Origin of the sequence: Acinetobacter sp. YH12069, assembly GCF_013419675.1 — a bacterium.
Taxonomy (GTDB): domain Bacteria; phylum Pseudomonadota; class Gammaproteobacteria; order Pseudomonadales; family Moraxellaceae; genus Acinetobacter; species Acinetobacter amyesii.
On the sequence record NZ_VOZS01000010.1, the window covers coordinates 140,842 to 160,770 of the forward strand.

A 19,929-nucleotide genomic window follows, 5' to 3' on the forward strand; every position below is an offset into this window, starting at 1 on the left:
AGAATAAGGGGTTTATATTATTTTTTTAAATTGTTGCTTTGAGAGTTACTATGTCACTGGAAGCCCTGACCACTGAAGCGCTCGCTGCGATTGCAGCAGCAGAGGACCTTGCTACACTCGACCAAGTGCGAGTGCAATTTACAGGGAAGAAAAGCCAGCTCGCGGAACAATCGAAGTCGCTCGGTAAAATGGACCCAGAAGAACGTAAAGTTTTTGGTGCTCAAATTCATGCCGTTCGTGAATCGATTACTGGCGCACTGACTGCTCGTCAAGCTGAATTACAAAAAGCTGCATTAGAACAAAAGCTTGCTAGCGAAACGATTGATATTACTTTACCCGGCCGTGGTCAAACGGTGGGTAGTATTCACCCTGTGACCCAAGTTCAAGAACGTATTTGCCAATTTTTTACCAAAGCTGGCTTTACTGTTGCGACTGGTCCAGAAGTTGAAGATGATTATCACAACTTTGAAGCATTGAACATTCCGGGTCATCATCCTGCACGTGCGATGCACGACACTTTCTATTTTGATGCGAATCATTTACTTCGTACGCATACCTCAGGCGTGCAAATTCGTACGATGGAAAATCAGCAGCCTCCAATCCGTATTGTGTGTCCTGGTCGTGTTTATCGCTGTGACTCGGACCAAACGCATTCGCCAATGTTCCATCAAATCGAAGGTTTGTATGTGGCTGAAAACACCAGCTTTGCAGAACTAAAAGGTTTGTTGGTTAACTTGTTAAATGAATTCTTTGAAAAAGATTTGAAAGTACGTTTCCGTCCATCTTATTTCCCATTTACAGAGCCAAGTGCGGAAGTGGATATCATGGATGAACGTGGTAAATGGTTGGAAGTTTTGGGCTGCGGTATGGTGCATCCAAACGTTTTACAAGCCGCTGGCATCGACCCAGAAAAATACAAAGGCTTTGCCTTCGGTTTAGGTGTAGAGCGTTTTGCCATGTTGCGTTACGGCATTAATGACCTGCGTATGTTCTACCAAAATGATGTGCGTTTCTTACGCCAATTTGCTTAAAACAGATTTTTTGTAAATCCTTTCCTACCTCTCCTTTATAAAAGGAGAGGGACTTCTCGAAATCAATTAGAAGTAGAGGAGTTCTCCCTTTTAAATGAGGAGGGAGTTAGAGGGGGATTAAGAATTTAGATATATAGGTTTTTATAAATGAAAATTAGCGAAAATTGGTTGCGTACATGGGTTAACCCAGCCATTGATAGCGATACACTTTCTGACCAACTGACCATGTTAGGTTTAGAAGTTGATGATTTATCTCCTGCTGCAAAACCATTTACTGGTGTAGTAGTCGGTGAAGTTTTAACAGTGGTTCAACATCCCGATGCTGACCGTTTACGTGTCACTACTGTAAACATCGGTTCAGGCGAGCCGTTACAAATCGTTTGTGGAGCTCCAAACGTACGTGCAGGGATGAAAGCTCCTGTAGCAACCATTGGTGCAGTACTTCCGGGCGATTTCAAAATTAAAAAAGGCAAGCTTCGTGGTGTTGAATCACAAGGCATGCTGTGCGGTGCGTCTGAAATTGATCTTGAAGATAAAATCGACGGTCTATTAGAGCTTCCTGCCGATGCACCTGTTGGTGTAAATGTGCGTGAATATTTAGATCTTGATGACAATGTGATTGATATCAGCATCACGCCAAACCGTGGTGACTGCTTCAGTATTCGTGGTATTGCACGTGAAATTGGTGTGATTAATCAACTCCCTGTGACTGCCCCTGAAATTAAAGAAGTTGCTGCAACAATTACTGATGAGAAGAAAGTTGTTGTTGAAACTGATGGTTGCCCACGTTACTTAGGTCGAGTGATCAAAAACGTCAATACCAAAGCACCAACTCCTGAGTGGATGGAGCGTGCATTAGCTCGTGCAGGCATTCGTCAGCACAGTATTTTGGTCGATATTACCAACTACGTTTTAATGGAATTGGGTCAACCTTTACATGCATTCGATGGCGGTAAAGTTGAAGGGGCAGTTCGTGTACGCCAAGCAACAGCAGCAGAAAAGTTAACGTTGTTGAATGAACAAGAAGTTAAATTATCTGAAAACGTGATGGTGATTGCGGATGATCAAAAAGCCTTGGCGATTGCAGGGATCATGGGCGGTCTAAGTTCAGCCGTTTCTGACGATACCACTGAAATTTTCCTTGAGTCGGCGTTCTTTGATCAACTCTATATCGCAGGTCGTGCACGTAGTTTTGGTTTGCATACCGATGCATCTCAGCGTTATGAACGCGGTGTAGACTTTGAATTGCCGATGACTGCAATGCATCGTGCTTCTCAGCTTATTGCTGATTTAGCTGGTGGTGAGTTTGGTCCAATTACTGTTGCTGAAAAAGTTGAATTATTACCAAAACGTGAAGCCATTGAACTGAACCAAGCGCAAGTCGATCAACTGCTCGGTTATAAAGTTGAATCTGCATTTATTATCGATGCTTTAACGCGTTTGGGTTGTAATGTCACTGTGAAAGCAGAAGGTGAGTGGACAGTTGTACCACCATCACACCGTTTTGACATGGCAATTTATCAAGACCTCATCGAAGAAGTTGCACGTATTCACGGTTACGACAATATTCAAATCAGCTTGCCGGTGATTGATGTCAAACTGGCGAAATACCAAGACCAATTTGAATTGGTTCAGTTACGTCAAACTGCAGTGGCTTTGGGTTATCAAGAAGCAATTAGCTTTAGCTTTGCTGATGCGAAACTAGAGAAACAATTGAATCCACAGGTTCAACCACTAGCGCTTGCAAACCCGATTTCTAGCGACCTTGCAGTGATGCGTTCAACCTTATTATCAAGTTTGATCCCATGTGTGCAATACAACGTGAACCGTCAGCAAAACCGTGTGCGTTTCTATGAGCTTGGTCTACGTTTTGATTATCAAGGTGCGAACAGCATTCATGATCTCAAACAGATCCCAACCTTTGCACTAGTTGCAACAGGTTCGCGTACGACTGAATCTTGGCATGGTAAAGCACAGCCTATGGATTTCTTTGACTTTAAAGGCGATGTAGAAGAGATTTTAAATTCTGCACGTTTAAATGTTGAATATGTACGTTCAGAACGTACGTGGTTGCATCCAGGCCAATCTGCTGAAATCTTAGTCAATGGTCAATCAATTGGTTACTTCGGTCGTTTACACCCATCTTTAGAAGATGAGTTGGATTTGGCGACTACTTGGGTAGCTGAATTGGATCAATTGGCTGTTTTGCAAACTTATGTATCTAATTTTACAGAATTATCACGTTTTCCGTCGGTTCGACGTGATATTGCGCTTTTAATTAGTGATAAGATTAATGTTAGTGAAATTCAGCAACTTATCGAAAAAACAGGCGGTGAACTTTTAGACGCAGTTTGGTTGTTCGATGTGTACACTGGTCAAGGTGTCGAAGAAGGCAAGCGCTCATTGGCATTTGCAATTCAATGGCAACATCCAACACGTACATTAGAAGATGCTGAAATCAAAACCGGTATGGATAACATACTTCAGGTGTTGGAAAACACTTACCAGGCGACATTGAGGGCTTCATGACAGCATTAACAAAAGCAGAAATGGCTGATCATTTAAGTGAGCTCACGAGTTTAAACCGTCGTGAAGCAAAACAAATGGTCGAGTTATTCTTCGATGAGATTAGCCAAGCGCTAATCTCTGGGGAACAAGTTAAACTCTCTGGTTTCGGTAACTTCGAGTTGCGTGATAAACGTCAACGCCCAGGCCGTAACCCGAAAACGGGTGAAGAAATTCCGATTTCTGCCCGTCGTGTAGTGACCTTCCGTGCGGGACAAAAATTCCGTCAACGTGTTGGAAATGAGCAGATCGATTGATCTGCTTTTTTTTGCCTTTGATTTAGGAGGCGCAGTGTTCATCATCTATCGCACAAGTCATGTTGAAGAATATTCGATTTAAGGTGAGACGATATAGTTGAGTTGAGTTGAGTTGAGTTGTCGTAAAGATTGATTGTGGCTTTCTTTGAGCTAAATCTTCAGTTTTTATTTTTCAATAAGCATGGGTTTAGTATTTTGAATATTAGCTATTTTTTATGAACTAAGGTTTAAAGTTTGAGGCAATAAAAAAGAGAGCCAAAGGGCTCTCTTTTTGTGCTGAATAATCGGTTAGATTATTGAGCAGCAGCTTCAGAAGCAGCAGTAGTAGCTTCAGAAGCAGCAGCAGTAGCTTCAGAAGCAGCAGCAGTAGCTTCAGATGCAGCAGCAGTAGCTTCAACAGCAGCAGCGTCAGACGCAGCAACTACTTCAGAAGCAGCAGCTTCAGATGCAGCAGCAGGAGCAGCTTCTTCAGTTTTTTTAGCACAACCAACGAAAGCTAAAGTAGTAGCAACTGCAGCAGCAATAGCGATTTTTTTGAATAACATGGCATCACTCTCTAAAATATGAGATTAAAAAATAACCTGCGTTAGTCTGTTGTGTGCTTTTATTATGCCTAATTTGAATAGGTATTAAAAATGCATAGAGCAGTCTAACTGGTCTGCGTGTATGCTATCACTGAGTATTTTGAAATGCTACTAGCGACTTTGAAAAAACCGTGAAAAATAGGTGAAAAACGACCATTTTTTAACAGAAAATAACAATTAAGAGAAAGATTTATATTGGGGAAATAGCAAATAAACCACTAAAAAGAATAGGGTTTTTTAAAATATATTTTTTATAATCATCAACTTGAAAATAAGTTTACATGGAAATCCATCAAATGTTTCTTTGTGTAACTAAAGTCAACCAAATAAAAAGGCCATCGTTATAGATGGCCTTTTCAGTCAAACATTCAACTTAGTTGGATGCTTTACGTTTCATTTGATCAAAGAAATCATCATTGGTTTTGGTTTCTTTCATACGATCAAGCAAGAATTCCATCGCTGCAAGTTCGTCTTGTGTATGAAGCAATTTACGTAAAATCCAAACTTTACGGAGGTTATCTTCAGACATTAGGCGCTCTTCACGACGTGTACCTGATTTTTTGATGTTCATCGCAGGGAACACACGTTTTTCAGCAATACGACGGTCTAGGGTAATTTCTTGGTTACCTGTACCTTTGAATTCTTCGTAGATCACTTCATCCATCTTACTACCAGTTTCAATCAACGCAGTTGAGATAATTGTCAGTGAACCACCTTCTTCAATATTACGTGCTGCACCGAAGAAACGTTTTGGACGTTCTAAAGCATGGGCATCCACACCACCAGTAAGAACTTTACCAGATGAAGGGATTACGGTGTTGTAAGCACGTGCTAAACGAGTAATTGAGTCAAGCAAAATCACTACATCTTTTTTGTGTTCAACAAGACGTTTAGCTTTTTCAATCACCATCTCTGCAACTTGTACGTGACGAGCTGGTGATTCATCAAATGTAGATGCAACCACTTCACCACGAACTGTGCGTTCCATTTCTGTTACTTCTTCAGGACGTTCGTCAATTAGAAGGACAATCAAGAAACATTCTGGATTGTTACGAACAATCGACTGTGCGATGTTTTGTAACAACATGGTTTTACCCGCTTTTGGCGGTGCAACGATAATAGAACGTTGACCTTTACCAATCGGAGCAACCAAGTCAACTACACGCGCAGTTAAGTCTTCAGTTGTACCATTACCCAATTCCATCACCAATTGTTCGGTTGGAAATAAAGGTGTTAAGTTCTCGAAAAGAATCTTATTACGTGAGTTTTCTGGTGTGTCGTAGTTAATTTGATTAACTTTTAATAATGCAAAGTAACGTTCGCCTTCTTTAGGTGGACGAATCGTACCTGTAATAGTGTCACCAGTACGAAGGTTGAAGCGACGGATTTGTGATGGGCTCACATAGATATCGTCAGGGCCGGCTAGGTAAGAACCCGCTGCAGAGCGTAAGAAACCAAAGCCGTCCGACAGAATTTCTAGAACGCCATCACCAAAAATCTCTTCGCCGTTCATTGCGTGGCGCTTTAAGATGGCAAAAATAATATCTTGCTTACGGTTACGAGCCATTCCTTCGAGGCCCATAAACTCGGCAATCTTGATGAGTTCGCCAATCGGTTTTTTCTTGAGTTCGGTTAAGTTCATAGGTGGTCAGATAGAATCTAAAATTCTGAGGTACAGGTTGGAAAAGGGAGCAACAAATGTGCCGCGATCATGCAAGAAACGATAGCAATTGGTTTGCACAAAACAATTCAGAGATCTGATTCGTTATATGAAGAGAGATGTGAAAAACAATTCTGTTGCCGAGCGGCATTTTATGTGTTGTGTTGTAAGAAAATGAGAGGATTTGAGATCCTTAATTTCTTGAGTAAACAATATAAGAGAGAACACAGCATTTGTCAATTTATCAACCAAAAAAATACGCTGTGTAAAACAGCGTATTTTCGAGTGTTTTTATCGAAAAAATATTAGATGTTTTCTTCGATGAAAGCTGTCAATTTAGATTTTGGTGCGGCACCGACTTGGGTTGCTACAACTTCGCCGTTTTTAAACATTAATAATGCAGGAATGTTACGGATGTTGTAGTTTACAGCTGTTTGTTCGCAAGAAGTTACGTCTACTTTAACGATTTTAACTTTGCCTTCAAACTCAGTTGAAAGTACTTCAAGTACAGGTGCAATGGCTTTACAAGGAGCACACCAACCTGCCCAGAAATCTACAAGTACAGGAGTATCAGACTCTAGTACATCGGCTTGGAAGTTTTCATCAGTTGTATTTACGATATTGCCAGACATGGATTTTGCTCCGGAATTAATTTTTAAGTTGACTCTATGTTTATAAGTATTACATAGCCAACTATAACAATGTAGGGGGTTATGTAAATTTTCGACCTGAATGGCGAGTTTGTCTAATGGATGATCACGATGCCGATGATCGTGTATGACTATCATTGCTTCAGATAAAAAATCGATAAGTTCCGCCCGAACTACTCATAAATGGCTTTTAAATTGCATGTATGTGAATTAATCTAAGCACAATTCTGAACAGGTTTTTTTGAATAATGTCTGATTTTTTGATTGATGAAGAATTACTTGCTGCTATCGATATGGGATCGAACAGCTTCCACTTGGCTATCGCACGCGTAGACCATGGTGAAGTGAAAAAAGTTGCATCAATGTCAGAAAAAGTACAGCTTGCCGCAGGTCTAGACGAAAATAAAAATTTGACTGAAGCCGCACAGCAACGAGGATTAGCCTGCCTAGCACGTTTTGTAGGGCGTTTAAATCCTGTCCAAGCCAACCGTTTACGTATTGTGGCGACCAATGCCTTGCGCCAAGCAAAAAATGGTCATGAATTTATTCAAAAAGCCGCTGAAATTTTACCAAAACCAATTGAAATCATTGCTGGTCGTGAAGAAGCCCGTCTCATTTATTTGGGAGTTTCACATACCATGGCAAACAGTGGTCGTCGTCTAGTGATTGATATTGGTGGGGGTTCTACAGAGCTGATTATTGGTGAAGAGTTTGAACCGATTCATACTGAATCCGTGCAAATGGGCTGTGTCGCTTTTACCAAAGCGTTTTTTGCCGATGGTGAAATTAACCTGAAAAGTTTTGATAAAGCGGTAAATGCTGCTCGCAAGGAAATTGCAGGCATTGCTAACACTTATAAAGCTGCGGGCTGGGATACTGTTGTCGGTTCAAGCGGTACGATCAAAGCGTGTCGTCAGATTTGTGTCAATATGGGCTGGAGCAACGATCAGGAAGAACTGACACGTGACGGTCTATTTAAACTCAAAGATAAATTGCTTAAATATAAGCATGTCAATGAAATGGAATTTGATGGTCTAAAAGAAGACCGTCGAGCAGTTTTGCCAGCCGGCATTGCCATTTTGTATGCAGTCTTTGATGTGCTGAATATCGATAAATTGGTTTATTCTGATGGCGCGTTACGTGAAGGCGTGATGTACGACCTATTGGGACGTTTCCAACATGAAGATGTTCGAGATCGTTCTGTACATGCGTTGATGGGTCGCTACAACGCAGATATGAAACAAGCTGAACGTGTGGTAAATACCGCTCAACAACTGTTTAATGGTGTGGCGACCGCACTGAATTTGACCAGTGATGACAGTGATTTACTGCGTCGTGCAGCGTATTTGCATGAAATTGGCTTAGCGATCAGTCATAGTGGTTACCATCGTCATGGTGCTTATTTACTGCAACATTCGGATATTCCGGGTTTCTCACAAATTGATCAAAACCATTTGTCACATTTAGTGGCGCATCATCGTCGTAAGTTACGTAGTGACGCGCGCATTGATGTGATGAAAGTCGGTGGTAACAAACTTGTTTACTTATGTCTATTGCTTCGTTTAGCAGTTTTATTAAATCATAGTCGCAGCGATGAGATGCTTCCTGCCATTGAATTAAGCGTGGACAATGCGCAACAATGGCAACTTAGTGTTTCTGGTGATGCCAAACAGTGGCCTTTGTTGGTTGCAGACTTGCATGATGAGCAGGTGCAATTTAAGCATTGGGATATTGAACTGAATATCCAGTCGGAACAATTTATCAATTAACAGACCAGTTAAGTTAGGGATAATGATCGACCTATGAAAAATAAAGCAGCTCAATCTAAAGCCTGGACTACGGTTCAGATCGCACGTCATCCTGAACGTCCGCAGTTTTTGGATTATGTTGGCGAAATTTTTACAGAGTTCGATGCTTTGCACGGTGACCGCCTATTTGGTGATGACGGCGCGATGATTGGTGGTTTGGCTCGTTTAGATGGTCAGCCTGTGATGATCGTAGGTCAGCACCGTGGTCGTAGTACACGTGAAAAATTACAGCATAATTTTGGTATGAGTAACCCTGAAGGTTACCGTAAAGCACAGCGTTTATTGGATATGGCGGAGCGTTTTAATCTGCCTGTCTTTACCTTTATTGATACCATGGGTGCATACCCAGGCGTGGGTGCAGAAGAACGTGGTCAGGCTGAAGCGATTGCAACCAGTTTGGCTCAGCTTTCTTCACTTAAAGTGCCTGTAGTGGCAACGGTATTGGGTGAAGGCGGTTCGGGTGGTGCGCTCGGTATCGGCGTAGCTGACCGTGTGATTATGCTATCTCACAGTATTTATTCAGTGATTTCACCTGAAGGCTGTGCATCTATTTTGTGGAAAACTGCAGAGAAAGCAGAACAAGCAAGTGAAGCATTGGCATTGACGGCAGATAAATTGCAGAAGATGGGCATTGTGGAATACGTGGTGGACGAAGCGGAAGGGGCACATTTAAACCCTGAAAAAGTCATGCAGGATTTGAAAGTGGTCTTGAAGCAAGCTCTAGAAGAACTGCAACCAATGGATGCAAACGAACGATGCGAAGCGCGTTATCAGCGTTTAATGAAGTTTGGCAGCGACAATTTAGGGCTGACTGCTTAAGTCAAATTCAGGCGCTGCCTGAACAAAGCCGATTTTTAATAGGATGTAGTGGTGGCATGGATTCCATGTTGCTGCTGCATCTTATGTCGTTTTTGTGCCCTGAAAAAATACGGGTGATTTATATTGATCACCAACTACAAGCGTGTAGTCATGCTTGGGGCGAGTTTGTACGCGCTCAGTGTGCAGCGCTGAATCTTCCATTCATCATACAAAAAGTTCAGGTTGCGCAAGGTAACCTTGAAAATCAAGCCCGCTCAGCCCGCTATCAAGCCTTTGTCGAACATTTACAAGCAGATGAAATATTGGTACTCGCGCATCATCAGCAAGATCAAGCTGAGACACTGATGTTGCGGCTACTTTCAGGTGCCGGTGTCCATGGCCTTGCTGCCATGAAAAAATTCGATGTGCGTGAAGATTTTACATTATGGCGTCCGCTATTAGATCTTTCACGTGAGCAAATTTGCCAATGGGCAGCACAGCTGCATGTGCAAAATATTCAAGACCTCACCAATTTTGATACCGACTATGACCGTGCGTGGAGTCGTGAGATTTTGTGGCCGTTACTCAGCGATCGATTTCCTAAAATGCAGCAAGCCTTGAGTCGAACCAGTTATTTGATGCAAGATGCTGATGAAATTTTATATGAGGTGTTGCAGCAAGATTTAGCGGCCTGTGGTTCATCGCAAATGTTATCTTTGGCTGCTTTACAACAGCTCAGTCAGGCACGTCAGCGTCAGTTGTTATCGCACTGGATGAAAGGTGAGGGGCAATATCGTCCAAGTTTTGAAATGGTACAGCGTTTATTTTCAGAAGTGATTGGCTCACGCGAAGACTCGCAAGCGGCATTACACTGGAATGGGTTTTATTATCTGCGCTTTCAACAGCAACTTCATCGGATTGCCAAAGCGGATTATCTTCAAACTGACCCCATTCAAGAGGTTGAGGTTATAACTTGTGTTGCAGGTCAGTCCCTCAAGTTGCCTACAGGCCATTTTGTGATTCAACCCTCAGAGCTTGGCTTATCACCTGAATTATTGGGGCAGCAACTGCAGATTCGCCCACGCCTTGGCGGCGAAAAAATTCATTTATATGGTCGTGTCGGAAGTTGGCCGTTGAAAAAAGCCATTCAGCAGGCGCAAATTTTTCCATGGCAGCGTCATACTATTCAAATATTAAGCCGAGATAATGTTATGCTAGGCGTCTTTACGCCTCAGGGCTTTTGGTTGGCGCAGTCTGAATTTTGTACTCAAGCTGGCTGGCAACCAACATTATCTCTTAACGCTAAATCTGCAATATCGGATCTTCAATCATGAGCGCAATTCTAAATTGTAATATCAGTTTCATTGGTGGCGGCAACATGGCACAGGCTTTAATTGGTGGCCTGATTGCACGTGGTGTCCCGACTACACGTATTACAGTTTCAGATCCCGTAGAAAAAGTACGTGAGCTTTTGGCTGAAAAAGATTTGCATGTGACGGATGATAATGTTGCAGCAATTCGAGATGCTGACATTGTTCTTTTTGCAGTTAAACCTCAGGTGTTGGCAAAAGTTTTGGCACCATTACAAGGTTTGCTAGAAGGGAAGTTGGTGATTTCAATTGTTGCAGGTGCAGAAATTGCAACAATTTCAAAATTATTAGGCACGGAGCGTATTGTTCGTGTCATGCCAAATACACCGGCTTTAGTTCAAACCGGTGCGCATGGTTTATATGCAGGTGAAGCGGTTTCGGCTGAAGATCGTGATCTTGCAAGTCAAGTTTTGGCTTCAACGGGTTTAACACTTTGGGTAAACTCAGAAGCGCAAATTGATGCGGTAACAGCAGTTTCTGGCTCAGGTCCTGCATACTTTTTCTATATGATGGAAAGTATGATCCGTGCAGGTAAAAACATGGGCTTGGATGAAAAAGTGGCTACAGCACTAACCTTGCAAACTGCATTAGGTGCCGCACAAATGGCAATTACCAGTGCTAACAGTCCTGCGGAGTTACGTAAAAATGTAACCTCTCCAAACGGTACAACACAAGCCGCGATTGAAGTATTTGATCGTGCTCAAATTTCACAAAATATTCAGGCCGCTTTAGCCGCAGCGCAAAAGCGTAGCCAAGAGTTGGCACAAGAGTTAAGCGAAAGCACCAAATAATTCGATTTGATTTAGGAAAGTTCAAGTATGGGCTCTGCTCAAATTTTTGGAATCATTATTAACGTTGCAATTTTGCTCGTATTTTTCCGTTTTTTAATGCAGCTTGCTGCCGTGAGTCCATATAACCCTGTGGTTTTGGCAACAGCAAAAGCAACAAAAATTGTCGATATCTTTAGCCGAATTTTCCCAACTTTGGCCAAAGGTCGAGTGAATACCGCAGCATTGGTGTTGGTGGTGATTCTGTATTTGTTAAAAATGTTTGGTTTGATGTATTTGTCTGGCGTGGCAGTGAATAGTCCATTCCATCTGATCATTATGACCTTTGTGACCATGATTCAGGATTTAATCCGTTTCTGTCGTTACTTAATTTTTGCATCGATTATTTTGAGTTGGGTCGTGATGTTTAGTCAGTCACGTTCGCCTTATATTGAAGTGGTTCAAGAATTGGCAGAACCGCTACTTGCACCATTCCGTCGTATTCTTCCAAATATGGGGATGATTGACTTGTCGCCAATTTTTGCGATTTTGGCATTGTTGGTTGCGGAAACCATTATGAAGCAAGTCGCAATTGCATTATTGACTGGTCTTTAATCTGAGCTAAGACGAGTTGAATAAAAAAGGACGCCGAGGCGTCCTTTTTTGTGGATTTAAATTGAGGTCTAAAACAAGAAATTTCTTATTTAGTAGCAATATCTCACCTCCATCCAACCTTCCTCCTAGAGGGAGAAAGGCGTGAATGAGCGTGAATGAATTAGTGTGCTTCGTCCCAGTTATTACCTTGACCGACTTCCACAATCAGTGGAACGGAAATTTTCAACACAGACTGCATGACTTCAGCCAGTTGGGCAGAGAGTTCATCGGCAATTGCAGCATCAACTTCAAATACCAATTCATCGTGTACTTGCAGTAACATTTTGGCTTGATCTTTTGGTAAGATTTTATCGACTGCAATCATAGCCAATTTAATAATATCTGCCGCAGAACCTTGTAGTGGTGCATTGATCGCTGCACGTTCAGCGCCTTGTTTCACCATTTTGTTGCTCGCCATAATGTCTGGTGTATACAGACGACGACCTAAAATGGTTTCCACAAAACCTTGTTCACGTGCAACTTGGCGAGTACGTTCCATATATTCCAAAACACCAGGGTAGCGTTGGAAGTATTTACCAATATAGTTACGCGACTCTTCACGAGTGAAACCCAACTGACGAATCAAACCGAATTCTGACATGCCATAGAGCAGACCGAAGTTCACCGCTTTGGCTTGACGACGTTGGTTGCTAGTCACTTCGTCGAGTGGAATACCCAAAACTTCTGCCGCAGTCCGTTTATGTACGTCTTGTCCATGATTGAAGGCATCGACCAAGGCATGATCTTGCGAGAAGTGCGCCATTAAACGTAATTCGATTTGCGAGTAATCGGCTGCCAGTAAAATGCGACCTTCAGGTGCAATAAAGGCTTTACGGATTTGACGTCCAATATCTTCACGGACAGGAATGTTTTGTAAGTTGGGATCTGTGGATGATAAACGACCTGTAGCTGTTAACGCTTGGTGATAACTGGTATGCACACGATGTGTGTCATTATTCACTTGCTTTAACAGACCATCGGTATAGGTGCTTTTGAGTTTAGAGAGACCACGATATTCCAAAATTAAGTCGGTAATCGGGTGGTCGATTTTTTCTAAGACACTTTCACTGGTACTGTACTGACCTGTAGAGGTCTTCTTACCGCCTTTTAAACCTAATTTATCAAACAGAATCTCACCAACTTGTTTTGGTGAGCTGACATTGAAGCTTTGACCCGCAAGATCGGTAATTTCTGTTTCTAAATTTTGAATGGTATTGGCAAATTCCACACCGAGTTGGTCGAGGAAGTTCATATCCAATTCAATGCCGTTTTCTTCCATAGAGGTTAGAACACGAGCAACAGGCATTTCAATATTGTGCAAAATATTGATCAGCTCCGGGTGAGCTTGTAACTTCTTATCGAGTACTTCATATAGACGATAGGTCACATGGGCATCTTCTGCGGCATAATGGGCTGCCGTTTCAAGCTCAATTTGGTTAAAGGTTTTTTGTTTTGCACCTTTGCCCGCCACTTGTTCGAACGTCGTTGTGAGATGACTTAAATACAAACGTGCGACGTCATCCATCCCATGACGTGTAGCCACAGAGTTAAGGACATAAGAGGCCAACATGGTATCGAAATACCAACCTGCTAAATGAATGCCATGATTTTCTAAGACATGTGCATCATATTTGAGATGATGACCAATTTTTTGTACGTCATTATTTTCAAGTAAAGGTTTGAGTTGATTCAGGATCGTGTCGCGATCAAGTTGTTGCGGCGCACCTTCATAATCATGCGCAAGCGGCACGTAATAGGCATCCTGTGCATCTAAAGCTACTGAGAAACCCACAATCTGTGCCACGCGGTAATCGAGGCTAGTGGTTTCAGTATCAAAGGCAAAACGCTTTTCAGTGCTTAGACGTTTAAATAACACATCCCAATCTTCTTGAGTCAATACCGTGTGATAACGTGCTTCACCAAGTAAGTCATCAACACTGGTTTTGTCCGCTTGATCTTCCACTTCAGGTGCATTGGCTACAGTCGCCGTGGTGTTAATGGCTTTGGCTGCTTGTTTGTAGGTTGCGCCATTGGGGTTGTTCGGATGATCTAAAGACTGCAGTTGGTTACGGAATTCTAGTTCCGTATATAAATCACGCAGTGCTGGAATATTTGGATCGGCAAGTTTCAAATCTTCGTATTTAAGACCCATGTCGAGGTCACAAACAATACTCGCCAGTTGGTGATCAAGAGCAATCCCTTCGATATTGTCTTTAATGTTTTGACCGACTTTACCTTTAATACTGTCGACATTTTCTAAAATGCCGCCAATCGAGCCGTACTCGGTTAAAAGTTTCGCTGCCGTTTTTGCGCCAACACCGGGTACACCACGGATACCATCAGAGGCATCGCCCATCAGCGTGAGGTAGTCAATGATTTGATTCGGCCACACCCCAAATTTTTCAAAAACACCTTGAACGTCCATCGGTTTGTCTTTGAAGCTGTCTTCTAAAGTGACACGCTCAGTAACGAGCTGTGCCATGTCCTTGTCACCGGTGGAAATTAAAACTTGATGACCGGCTGCTTCAGCGCGTTTGGCTAAAGTTCCGATAATGTCATCGGCTTCAGCACCCGGCAACATATGCAGCGGAATCCCTAGAGCACGAATTAATGCATGAAGATATGGAATTTGTTGTGATAATTCTTCAGGCATGCTTGGACGGTCACCTTTATAAATCGGGGACAATTCATGACGGAAGGTTGGTTCAGGTGTATCGAAAATAACGGCCATGTGCGTTGGTTGGATGCGACGCATTAATTTTTGGATGGCAGAAATGGCACCTCGGATTGCATTGGTATGCAAACCGGTTGAAGTGGTTAATGGTGGCAGTGCATGGTAAGCACGAAATAAAAAGTATGAGCCATCGACCAAGACAAATGGTGGCATTGATAATTTCCTAATCCTAAAAACGGTTTTATTGTACGTGATTTTTTGCCCGTACGCTGAGTCTAGATTGTATATGTAACTTACCGAATCACTGATGAATAGTTTTAATCCATCCGTCAGGCTCATGTATCATCAAAACATTCAGGAAAATGACGAAGCAGGTATGCTGAAACAGAATAATGAACTCAAGATGATTTGGTTGATGACGCTGATCTTGGTAGGGATCGGGGCTTGGTATTTAGATGTCCGAATCCTGAGTTATATCAGTGGCATCGGTTTTATGCTCAGTGTGATGAATTATGTCGATGATTTACAGCACGGCGCTGATGCACTGAGCTCATCAAAACAACCATTTCAAGTGACATCAAAGGTTCCGTTATATATTGCATCGTTATTAACGGTCGTTGGACTGTTAACAGAATTAGGATATTTGGTTGCGATCGGGATTGGCCTGTGGGTTTATTTTTTTCTGCGCTGGCTGAAACGATTAGAACGTCAGCTGCATCTATTGCAAGGACGTGCGCTTCACTCGCAATCGATTCATGCAGCTACTTCAATATCAGCGTCGACAATAGATCGTCCTGAAAATTTTGATTCTGATGATACACCATCTGTACATCCCGAGACGGCAATTGGTACAGTTAGACATCAGGCAACATTCAATTCAACGCTTTCTAATACACCATCCAAGTCTGCGCTAAATCTATCTAGTCAAATTCAGCAATGGCTTTTCCAAGGCAATCCCGTGTTAAAAGTGGCGGTACTGGTCTTGGTGATTGGCGTGGTGCTCTTACTTAGATTTGCCACAGAGCATTGGCAACTAAGCTTGGCCATGAAACTGCTGATCGTGAGTTTAAGCAGTATTGGTGTTGTCGGACTGGGTTTTTGGCTGCAAACCAAAAACCGCAGTTTTGCCTTGGCTCTAGAAGGTCTAGGTCTTGCAGCGCTGTTTTTGACTTTATTTTTTGCCTATTACAATGCCGTCATTCCGGGCTTTGGCATAGCTTGTCTACTATATGCTGCACTTATGGCATTGACGATTTGGCTCAGTTTGAAACAACAGTCGGTAGAACTGGCAATTATGGCAATGCTGATCGCCTATCTTGCGCCATTTACCTTGCCTGTTCGTGATGCAACTGCAACGGAATTTATTGCCTATTATCTTGTGATTAATATTGCTGTTGCAGTCATGAGTACTTTAAGACCGTGGAAATATCTGAATCAAATCGCTTTTTTGATGACGGTGATTATGGGTGGAGGATATGCTTTTTACCACGGATACACCACCGAACGTCAGATGATGAGCGTGCTGGTTTTAGCCCACGCTGCGATTTTTATCTGGCTCGGTTTTCGTTTTAGCCAGTTATTGGCGAAACAGGATCTTGCGCATTTTCAGCTTAAACCTGCCTTGGATATTGCACTGATATTTGCTGCACCAGTGCTTGCTTATCTGGCATTGTATTTGATGTATTTTGAGGAAACGGTATGGCAGGCGGGGTATAGCCTGTTATTCGCAGCGCTTTTTGCCGTACTGTATAGCATCAGTAAACGTAGTGCTGTGATTCCACTGATTGCACAAAGTTATTTGAGTTTGACCTTAATTTTCTTGGCATTGATTCCACCGATAGTATTGAAAGAGCAGTGGAGTGTGGTCGGTTGGGCAGTTGAAGGTGCGTTGATATTTATATATGCCTTATACAAGCAGTCCAATATCAGCCGTTATTTAGGCATGGCGCTCTTGGTGATGGCGGGTTGTTCAAGTCTGTATTATTTGGTTCAACTGCCACATTTCCCTGCACAGATGTATTGGGGCGTGTGTTTGAGCTATTTGGCGGCCATTATCGTGACGCATGCTGTTCCTGCATTTCATAAACAGCTTTCAAGTTCGAGTATTGCCTTTCAATGTGTGCAAATGCTCTCAGCAACTACTATGTTCATCATGTTGCTCTTAGATTGGCTGCAGACTAGCCATCAATTGGCCTTGAGTCTATTGATCGTTAGTGTGGCTTATCTGGTGGTGAATGAAGGCTTGTTAAAACGAAAAGCTTCGTGGAGTTGGTCCATCATTAAGTGGACGGGTCTAGTGCCTGTTTATGTGAGGGGGCTGTACCAAGTTATTTCAGTGAGTGAGAATGGTCAGTTAATTTGGCATTCAACGATGGAGCAGATTTATTTTGCATTCGCTGGGCTGAGCTTGACGCTGCTTTGGCTACGACCATTACTCGGTGTGCGTGAAGAAAAAGAATGGGTCAGTCTCGGAATTTTGAGTAGCTTGGCGTGGACCAGTCTGACGCTGATACCCAGTATGCCGTATATCAGTGTGGTAATTTTGCCGCTGATATTTTGTGCATGGTGTTATTGGCAAGCGCAGCAACCGGTCTGGAAAATGTTTTGGCAAGCGCGTAGCAGTTTGTTTTTGGCTTTAAGTTGGATCATCAGTTCGCAATTATTTAGTCAGCAGGCCTTTGTGGGATATATCTTGCCGATACTGAATCCTTTTGATGCAGTGAGTTTGCTGTTGTTAGCGGCTTTTTTATGGATGTTGAATCAACAGTTAAAAGCTGGTTTAGATCGTAGCTTGGCTGCCGTGTTGAGTGTCCTTGGGCTACTTTGGTTAAGTAGCTATGTCGTGCTTCGTGCCTTACATAGGTATCTGGATACGCCTTATAACAGTTTAGACATTTGGAGCGATGCGACCGTTCAACTGAGTTTTACTGTGCTGTGGGTGTTATTGGCTTTGGTGAGTATGCGCTTTGCCACTCAGCGCCAATTACGTTCAGTTTGGCTGCTCGGCGGCAGTATTTTGGTCTTGGTCACTTTGAAACTGGTCTTGCTGGATTTATCTCATGTCGGCACACTCATGCGAGTGATTTCATTTATGGCGGCAGGTTTTGCCATGCTTTTGATTGCCTATATTGCACCCATGCCGAATGACAAGGTTGAACCATGATGAAATTCTTAAAGGTACGAGATCACTAAGCTGTACAGGTCGATGGCTATAAAAGTACATGATAAAACAAACCCTGCACATTTGAAGATATGCAGGGCCTTTCATATCAAGTCGATAGACCATTATTTGAGTTGAGGCTCTCGTTGGATTTCTTGTGTATTGGCATATTGATCGACGTCAGCATCGCTTGCTTGTGTAGAAAGCGGGTGGTCAACAAAACCCATTTTCGGTACAGGAATTTCAATTTTATTTTCGACAAAAGCATTTCGAATCCGTTCCTGCATTTCATCACGGACTTTCAGGAAATTCTCTCTTTGACACCAAATAGCAAAAAGCAGCTCAATGGAAGATTCACGAAAGGCAGTGACGGTCACGGCAGGTTTAGGATCGGCCAAGACCAATGGATATTTACTAACGGCATCTAATAAAACTTCACGGACTTTGATGATGTCTTCATGAAAGTTAATTGCAAGGGTAATTGGAATTCGCCGTATTGGAAACTTAGACAGGTTATGTACAGGTGCCCGAATCAGTTGTTCATTCGGCAAACGGACATAGACATTGTCCTGCGTGAGTAATTTGACCGACAGTAAATCAATCGAGATTACTTCACCTTCAATGGTATGCCCGCGAATCAGTGTCAATTGAATGGTATCACCAACCTCAAAAGACCCTTCACCGATCAAGAACATCCCGCTGATCAGGTTGGATGCGGACGTTTGCGAGGCAAAACCCAGTGCGACCGTTAAAATACCCGCTGCACCCAAGAAGACGCTGAGTTTAAAGCCGGCTTCTTTTAAACTTGCCATTACAAAGATTAAAAAGATGAAATAGAAAATCCCGCGACGCCAAACCAACTGCTGATGGGCATTGAAACGCATACCCACAGTACGAATAAAGGTATTCGATATAAAACGGGCAATCAGAAAGCCGATGACTGCCAATAAAACAGCCACCAATAATTCTGTCAGCCGATCGGTATTGAGATTGGCGACCATTCCTTTTAGGCTGCTGGTGATTTCTGTCGAAATATTTAAATCTGCCATGGCTCGCCCTTAGAAAAATGAATCGAACATATTGAACAGCACATTGGCTGACTCGCGTGGCGGATGTAGATAAACAACGTCACCCGCTTGTGGTGGTGTACGGTTTTCAATTTTGACCCGCGGCGGTTTGTCATGACCTTCATGCACGACCCGAATTTGTGAAGTCCATAAACGTCCTGTACTTTCACTATAAAATAATGGCAAAGCCGGTACAGGGACATTCATACGGTCAAAGCGAATCTGTTGATTACTCACGTTATGAAACTCAATAGGGGTTACTGCACGAAAAGCACGAGGTTTGAGTTGTTTAAGTTCTGTACGACCATCCACTGCTGTGGCATAGCAAATTTCACCCATTCGATGGTTCGGACCAAACCAGGTATCTTTTGGTAGAATCACAGGTATATCAAACAAAGGTTCTCTAAGACCTTCGACAAAACCAGCAATCCAAAGCGGTGTGCTGATATATAGCGTTCCGCGCTGTCCGGCTGGAATATAAATTGGATCGACCGGTTTAATCACCACAGACCGATCTGCCAAACGTGGCATGATTTGAATTTTGTCATGCGTCTGGCGGAACATATAACGTTCCATTTTAATGGGTTGTGGAAAACCAAATTCGGGGTCTTGTATCGGATGCCATTGCTGCTCATAGTCAAACTGAAAGGTCGGGCGATGATATTCCATACGCCACTCTTGCATGCCGCGCGTCACACGAAACAATAAAGACCCAAACTGCCAACTGCGCGGGTGATTCAGTTCAAATTGATATTCCCCCCACCATTTACGTTTTGGGGATTCCTTTTCAGTCAAATCATTTTCTAATGGCAATGCGTATATCCCTTGTCCTGATAAATCCTAAAAACAGACTTCACGCTGTCAGATGCTTAGAGTACACTCAA

15 protein-coding genes are annotated in these 19,929 nt (G+C 42.7%); 9 read left to right on the plus strand and 6 right to left on the minus strand.

Translation table 11 applies throughout. The features are described from left to right. The first annotated feature begins 50 nt into the window (after window positions 1–50). The 3 genes from pheS to FTU16_RS09470 all read left to right on the plus strand — a co-directional run bounded on the left by pheS (window position 51) and on the right by FTU16_RS09470 (window position 3,853). Window positions 51–1,031 (plus strand): phenylalanine--tRNA ligase subunit alpha, encoded by a 981-nt coding sequence (gene pheS, locus FTU16_RS09460; protein ID WP_078192633.1) that lies wholly within the window; start codon window positions 51–53, stop codon window positions 1,029–1,031. Window positions 1,032–1,178: 147 nt separating this feature from the next. Beyond that, window positions 1,179–3,560: a phenylalanine--tRNA ligase subunit beta gene (gene pheT, locus FTU16_RS09465; protein ID WP_180163138.1), complete on the plus strand. Its 2,382-nt coding sequence runs from the start codon at window positions 1,179–1,181 to the stop codon at window positions 3,558–3,560. Further along, entirely contained in the window at window positions 3,557–3,853 is a 297-nt protein-coding gene (locus tag FTU16_RS09470) for an integration host factor subunit alpha (protein ID WP_004649746.1), read from the plus strand. Before pheT ends, FTU16_RS09470 begins: the two co-directional genes overlap by 4 nt. A 293-nt stretch (window positions 3,854–4,146) precedes the next feature. Here the strand turns inward: FTU16_RS09470 and FTU16_RS09475 are convergent, their stop codons facing one another. The 3 genes from FTU16_RS09475 to trxA all read right to left on the minus strand — a co-directional run bounded on the left by FTU16_RS09475 (window position 4,147) and on the right by trxA (window position 6,729). Next, window positions 4,147–4,398 (minus strand): hypothetical protein, encoded by a 252-nt coding sequence (locus tag FTU16_RS09475; RefSeq protein ID WP_180005038.1) that lies wholly within the window; start codon window positions 4,396–4,398, stop codon window positions 4,147–4,149. Window positions 4,399–4,810: 412 nt separating this feature from the next. Beyond that, window positions 4,811–6,079 carry a transcription termination factor Rho gene (gene rho, locus FTU16_RS09480; protein WP_067731074.1) on the minus strand — a complete coding sequence of 423 codons (1,269 nt, stop codon included), beginning with the start codon at window positions 6,077–6,079 and terminating at the stop codon, window positions 4,811–4,813. A gap of 323 nt (window positions 6,080–6,402) precedes the next feature. Then, a complete protein-coding gene (trxA, locus tag FTU16_RS09485; protein WP_078192629.1) occupies window positions 6,403–6,729 on the minus strand; it encodes a thioredoxin in 327 nt (108 codons plus the stop codon). Window positions 6,730–6,995: 266 nt separating this feature from the next. Here trxA and ppx point away from each other — a divergent pair, with 266 nt between their 5' ends. The 5 genes from ppx to FTU16_RS09510 are packed head-to-tail and all read left to right on the plus strand — an operon-like array spanning window position 6,996 to window position 12,105. Further along, window positions 6,996–8,516 (plus strand): exopolyphosphatase, encoded by a 1,521-nt coding sequence (gene ppx, locus FTU16_RS09490; protein ID WP_078192628.1) that lies wholly within the window; start codon window positions 6,996–6,998, stop codon window positions 8,514–8,516. A gap of 33 nt (window positions 8,517–8,549) precedes the next feature. Further along, the gene (locus FTU16_RS09495; RefSeq protein WP_078189570.1) at window positions 8,550–9,374 is read left to right on the plus strand and encodes an acetyl-CoA carboxylase carboxyltransferase subunit alpha; all 825 of its coding nucleotides are present in this window, start codon (window positions 8,550–8,552) and stop codon (window positions 9,372–9,374) included. After that, window positions 9,311–10,687, plus strand: a complete 1,377-nt coding sequence (gene tilS / locus FTU16_RS09500; RefSeq protein ID WP_180163139.1) for a tRNA lysidine(34) synthetase TilS — start codon at window positions 9,311–9,313, stop codon at window positions 10,685–10,687. The genes FTU16_RS09495 and tilS overlap by 64 nt, the downstream gene beginning before the upstream one ends. Continuing rightward, a complete protein-coding gene (gene proC, locus FTU16_RS09505; protein ID WP_168378486.1) occupies window positions 10,684–11,514 on the plus strand; it encodes a pyrroline-5-carboxylate reductase in 831 nt (276 codons plus the stop codon). The genes tilS and proC overlap by 4 nt, the downstream gene beginning before the upstream one ends. A gap of 27 nt (window positions 11,515–11,541) precedes the next feature. Further along, window positions 11,542–12,105: a YggT family protein gene (locus tag FTU16_RS09510; protein WP_078189567.1), complete on the plus strand. Its 564-nt coding sequence runs from the start codon at window positions 11,542–11,544 to the stop codon at window positions 12,103–12,105. A gap of 160 nt (window positions 12,106–12,265) precedes the next feature. Here FTU16_RS09510 and polA read toward each other — a convergent pair whose 3' ends face one another. Further along, window positions 12,266–15,031, minus strand: a complete 2,766-nt coding sequence (polA, locus tag FTU16_RS09515; RefSeq protein WP_180163140.1) for a DNA polymerase I — start codon at window positions 15,029–15,031, stop codon at window positions 12,266–12,268. 163 nt (window positions 15,032–15,194) lie between these two features. Between polA and FTU16_RS09520 the strand changes: the two genes are divergently transcribed. After that, on the plus strand, window positions 15,195–17,981 hold the full coding sequence (locus FTU16_RS09520) for a DUF2339 domain-containing protein (protein WP_180163146.1): 2,787 nt from the start codon (window positions 15,195–15,197) through the stop codon (window positions 17,979–17,981). A 122-nt stretch (window positions 17,982–18,103) separates the two neighbouring features. Here the strand turns inward: FTU16_RS09520 and FTU16_RS09525 are convergent, their stop codons facing one another. Both FTU16_RS09525 and FTU16_RS09530 read right to left on the minus strand, forming a co-directional pair. Then, complete coding sequence (locus tag FTU16_RS09525; protein WP_180005042.1) at window positions 18,104–19,027, minus strand: mechanosensitive ion channel family protein; 924 nt, start codon at window positions 19,025–19,027, stop codon at window positions 18,104–18,106. A gap of 9 nt (window positions 19,028–19,036) precedes the next feature. Further along, complete coding sequence (locus tag FTU16_RS09530; protein ID WP_111884712.1) at window positions 19,037–19,858, minus strand: hypothetical protein; 822 nt, start codon at window positions 19,856–19,858, stop codon at window positions 19,037–19,039. Between the last annotated feature and the right edge of the window lie 71 nt (window positions 19,859–19,929).

Coding starts and splice junctions, on each gene's coding strand:
- pheS (WP_078192633.1), top strand. CDS start 51: ATGTCACTGGAAGCCCTGACCACTGAAGCGCTCGCTGCGATTGCAGCA.
- pheT (WP_180163138.1), top strand. CDS start 1,179: ATGAAAATTAGCGAAAATTGGTTGCGTACATGGGTTAACCCAGCCATT.
- FTU16_RS09470 (WP_004649746.1), top strand. CDS start 3,557: ATGACAGCATTAACAAAAGCAGAAATGGCTGATCATTTAAGTGAGCTC.
- FTU16_RS09475 (WP_180005038.1), bottom strand. CDS start 4,398: ATGTTATTCAAAAAAATCGCTATTGCTGCTGCAGTTGCTACTACTTTA.
- rho (WP_067731074.1), bottom strand. CDS start 6,079: ATGAACTTAACCGAACTCAAGAAAAAACCGATTGGCGAACTCATCAAG.
- trxA (WP_078192629.1), bottom strand. CDS start 6,729: ATGTCTGGCAATATCGTAAATACAACTGATGAAAACTTCCAAGCCGAT.
- ppx (WP_078192628.1), top strand. CDS start 6,996: ATGTCTGATTTTTTGATTGATGAAGAATTACTTGCTGCTATCGATATG.
- FTU16_RS09495 (WP_078189570.1), top strand. CDS start 8,550: ATGAAAAATAAAGCAGCTCAATCTAAAGCCTGGACTACGGTTCAGATC.
- tilS (WP_180163139.1), top strand. CDS start 9,311: ATGCGAAGCGCGTTATCAGCGTTTAATGAAGTTTGGCAGCGACAATTT.
- proC (WP_168378486.1), top strand. CDS start 10,684: ATGAGCGCAATTCTAAATTGTAATATCAGTTTCATTGGTGGCGGCAAC.
- FTU16_RS09510 (WP_078189567.1), top strand. CDS start 11,542: ATGGGCTCTGCTCAAATTTTTGGAATCATTATTAACGTTGCAATTTTG.
- polA (WP_180163140.1), bottom strand. CDS start 15,031: ATGCCACCATTTGTCTTGGTCGATGGCTCATACTTTTTATTTCGTGCT.
- FTU16_RS09520 (WP_180163146.1), top strand. CDS start 15,195: ATGCTGAAACAGAATAATGAACTCAAGATGATTTGGTTGATGACGCTG.
- FTU16_RS09525 (WP_180005042.1), bottom strand. CDS start 19,027: ATGGCAGATTTAAATATTTCGACAGAAATCACCAGCAGCCTAAAAGGA.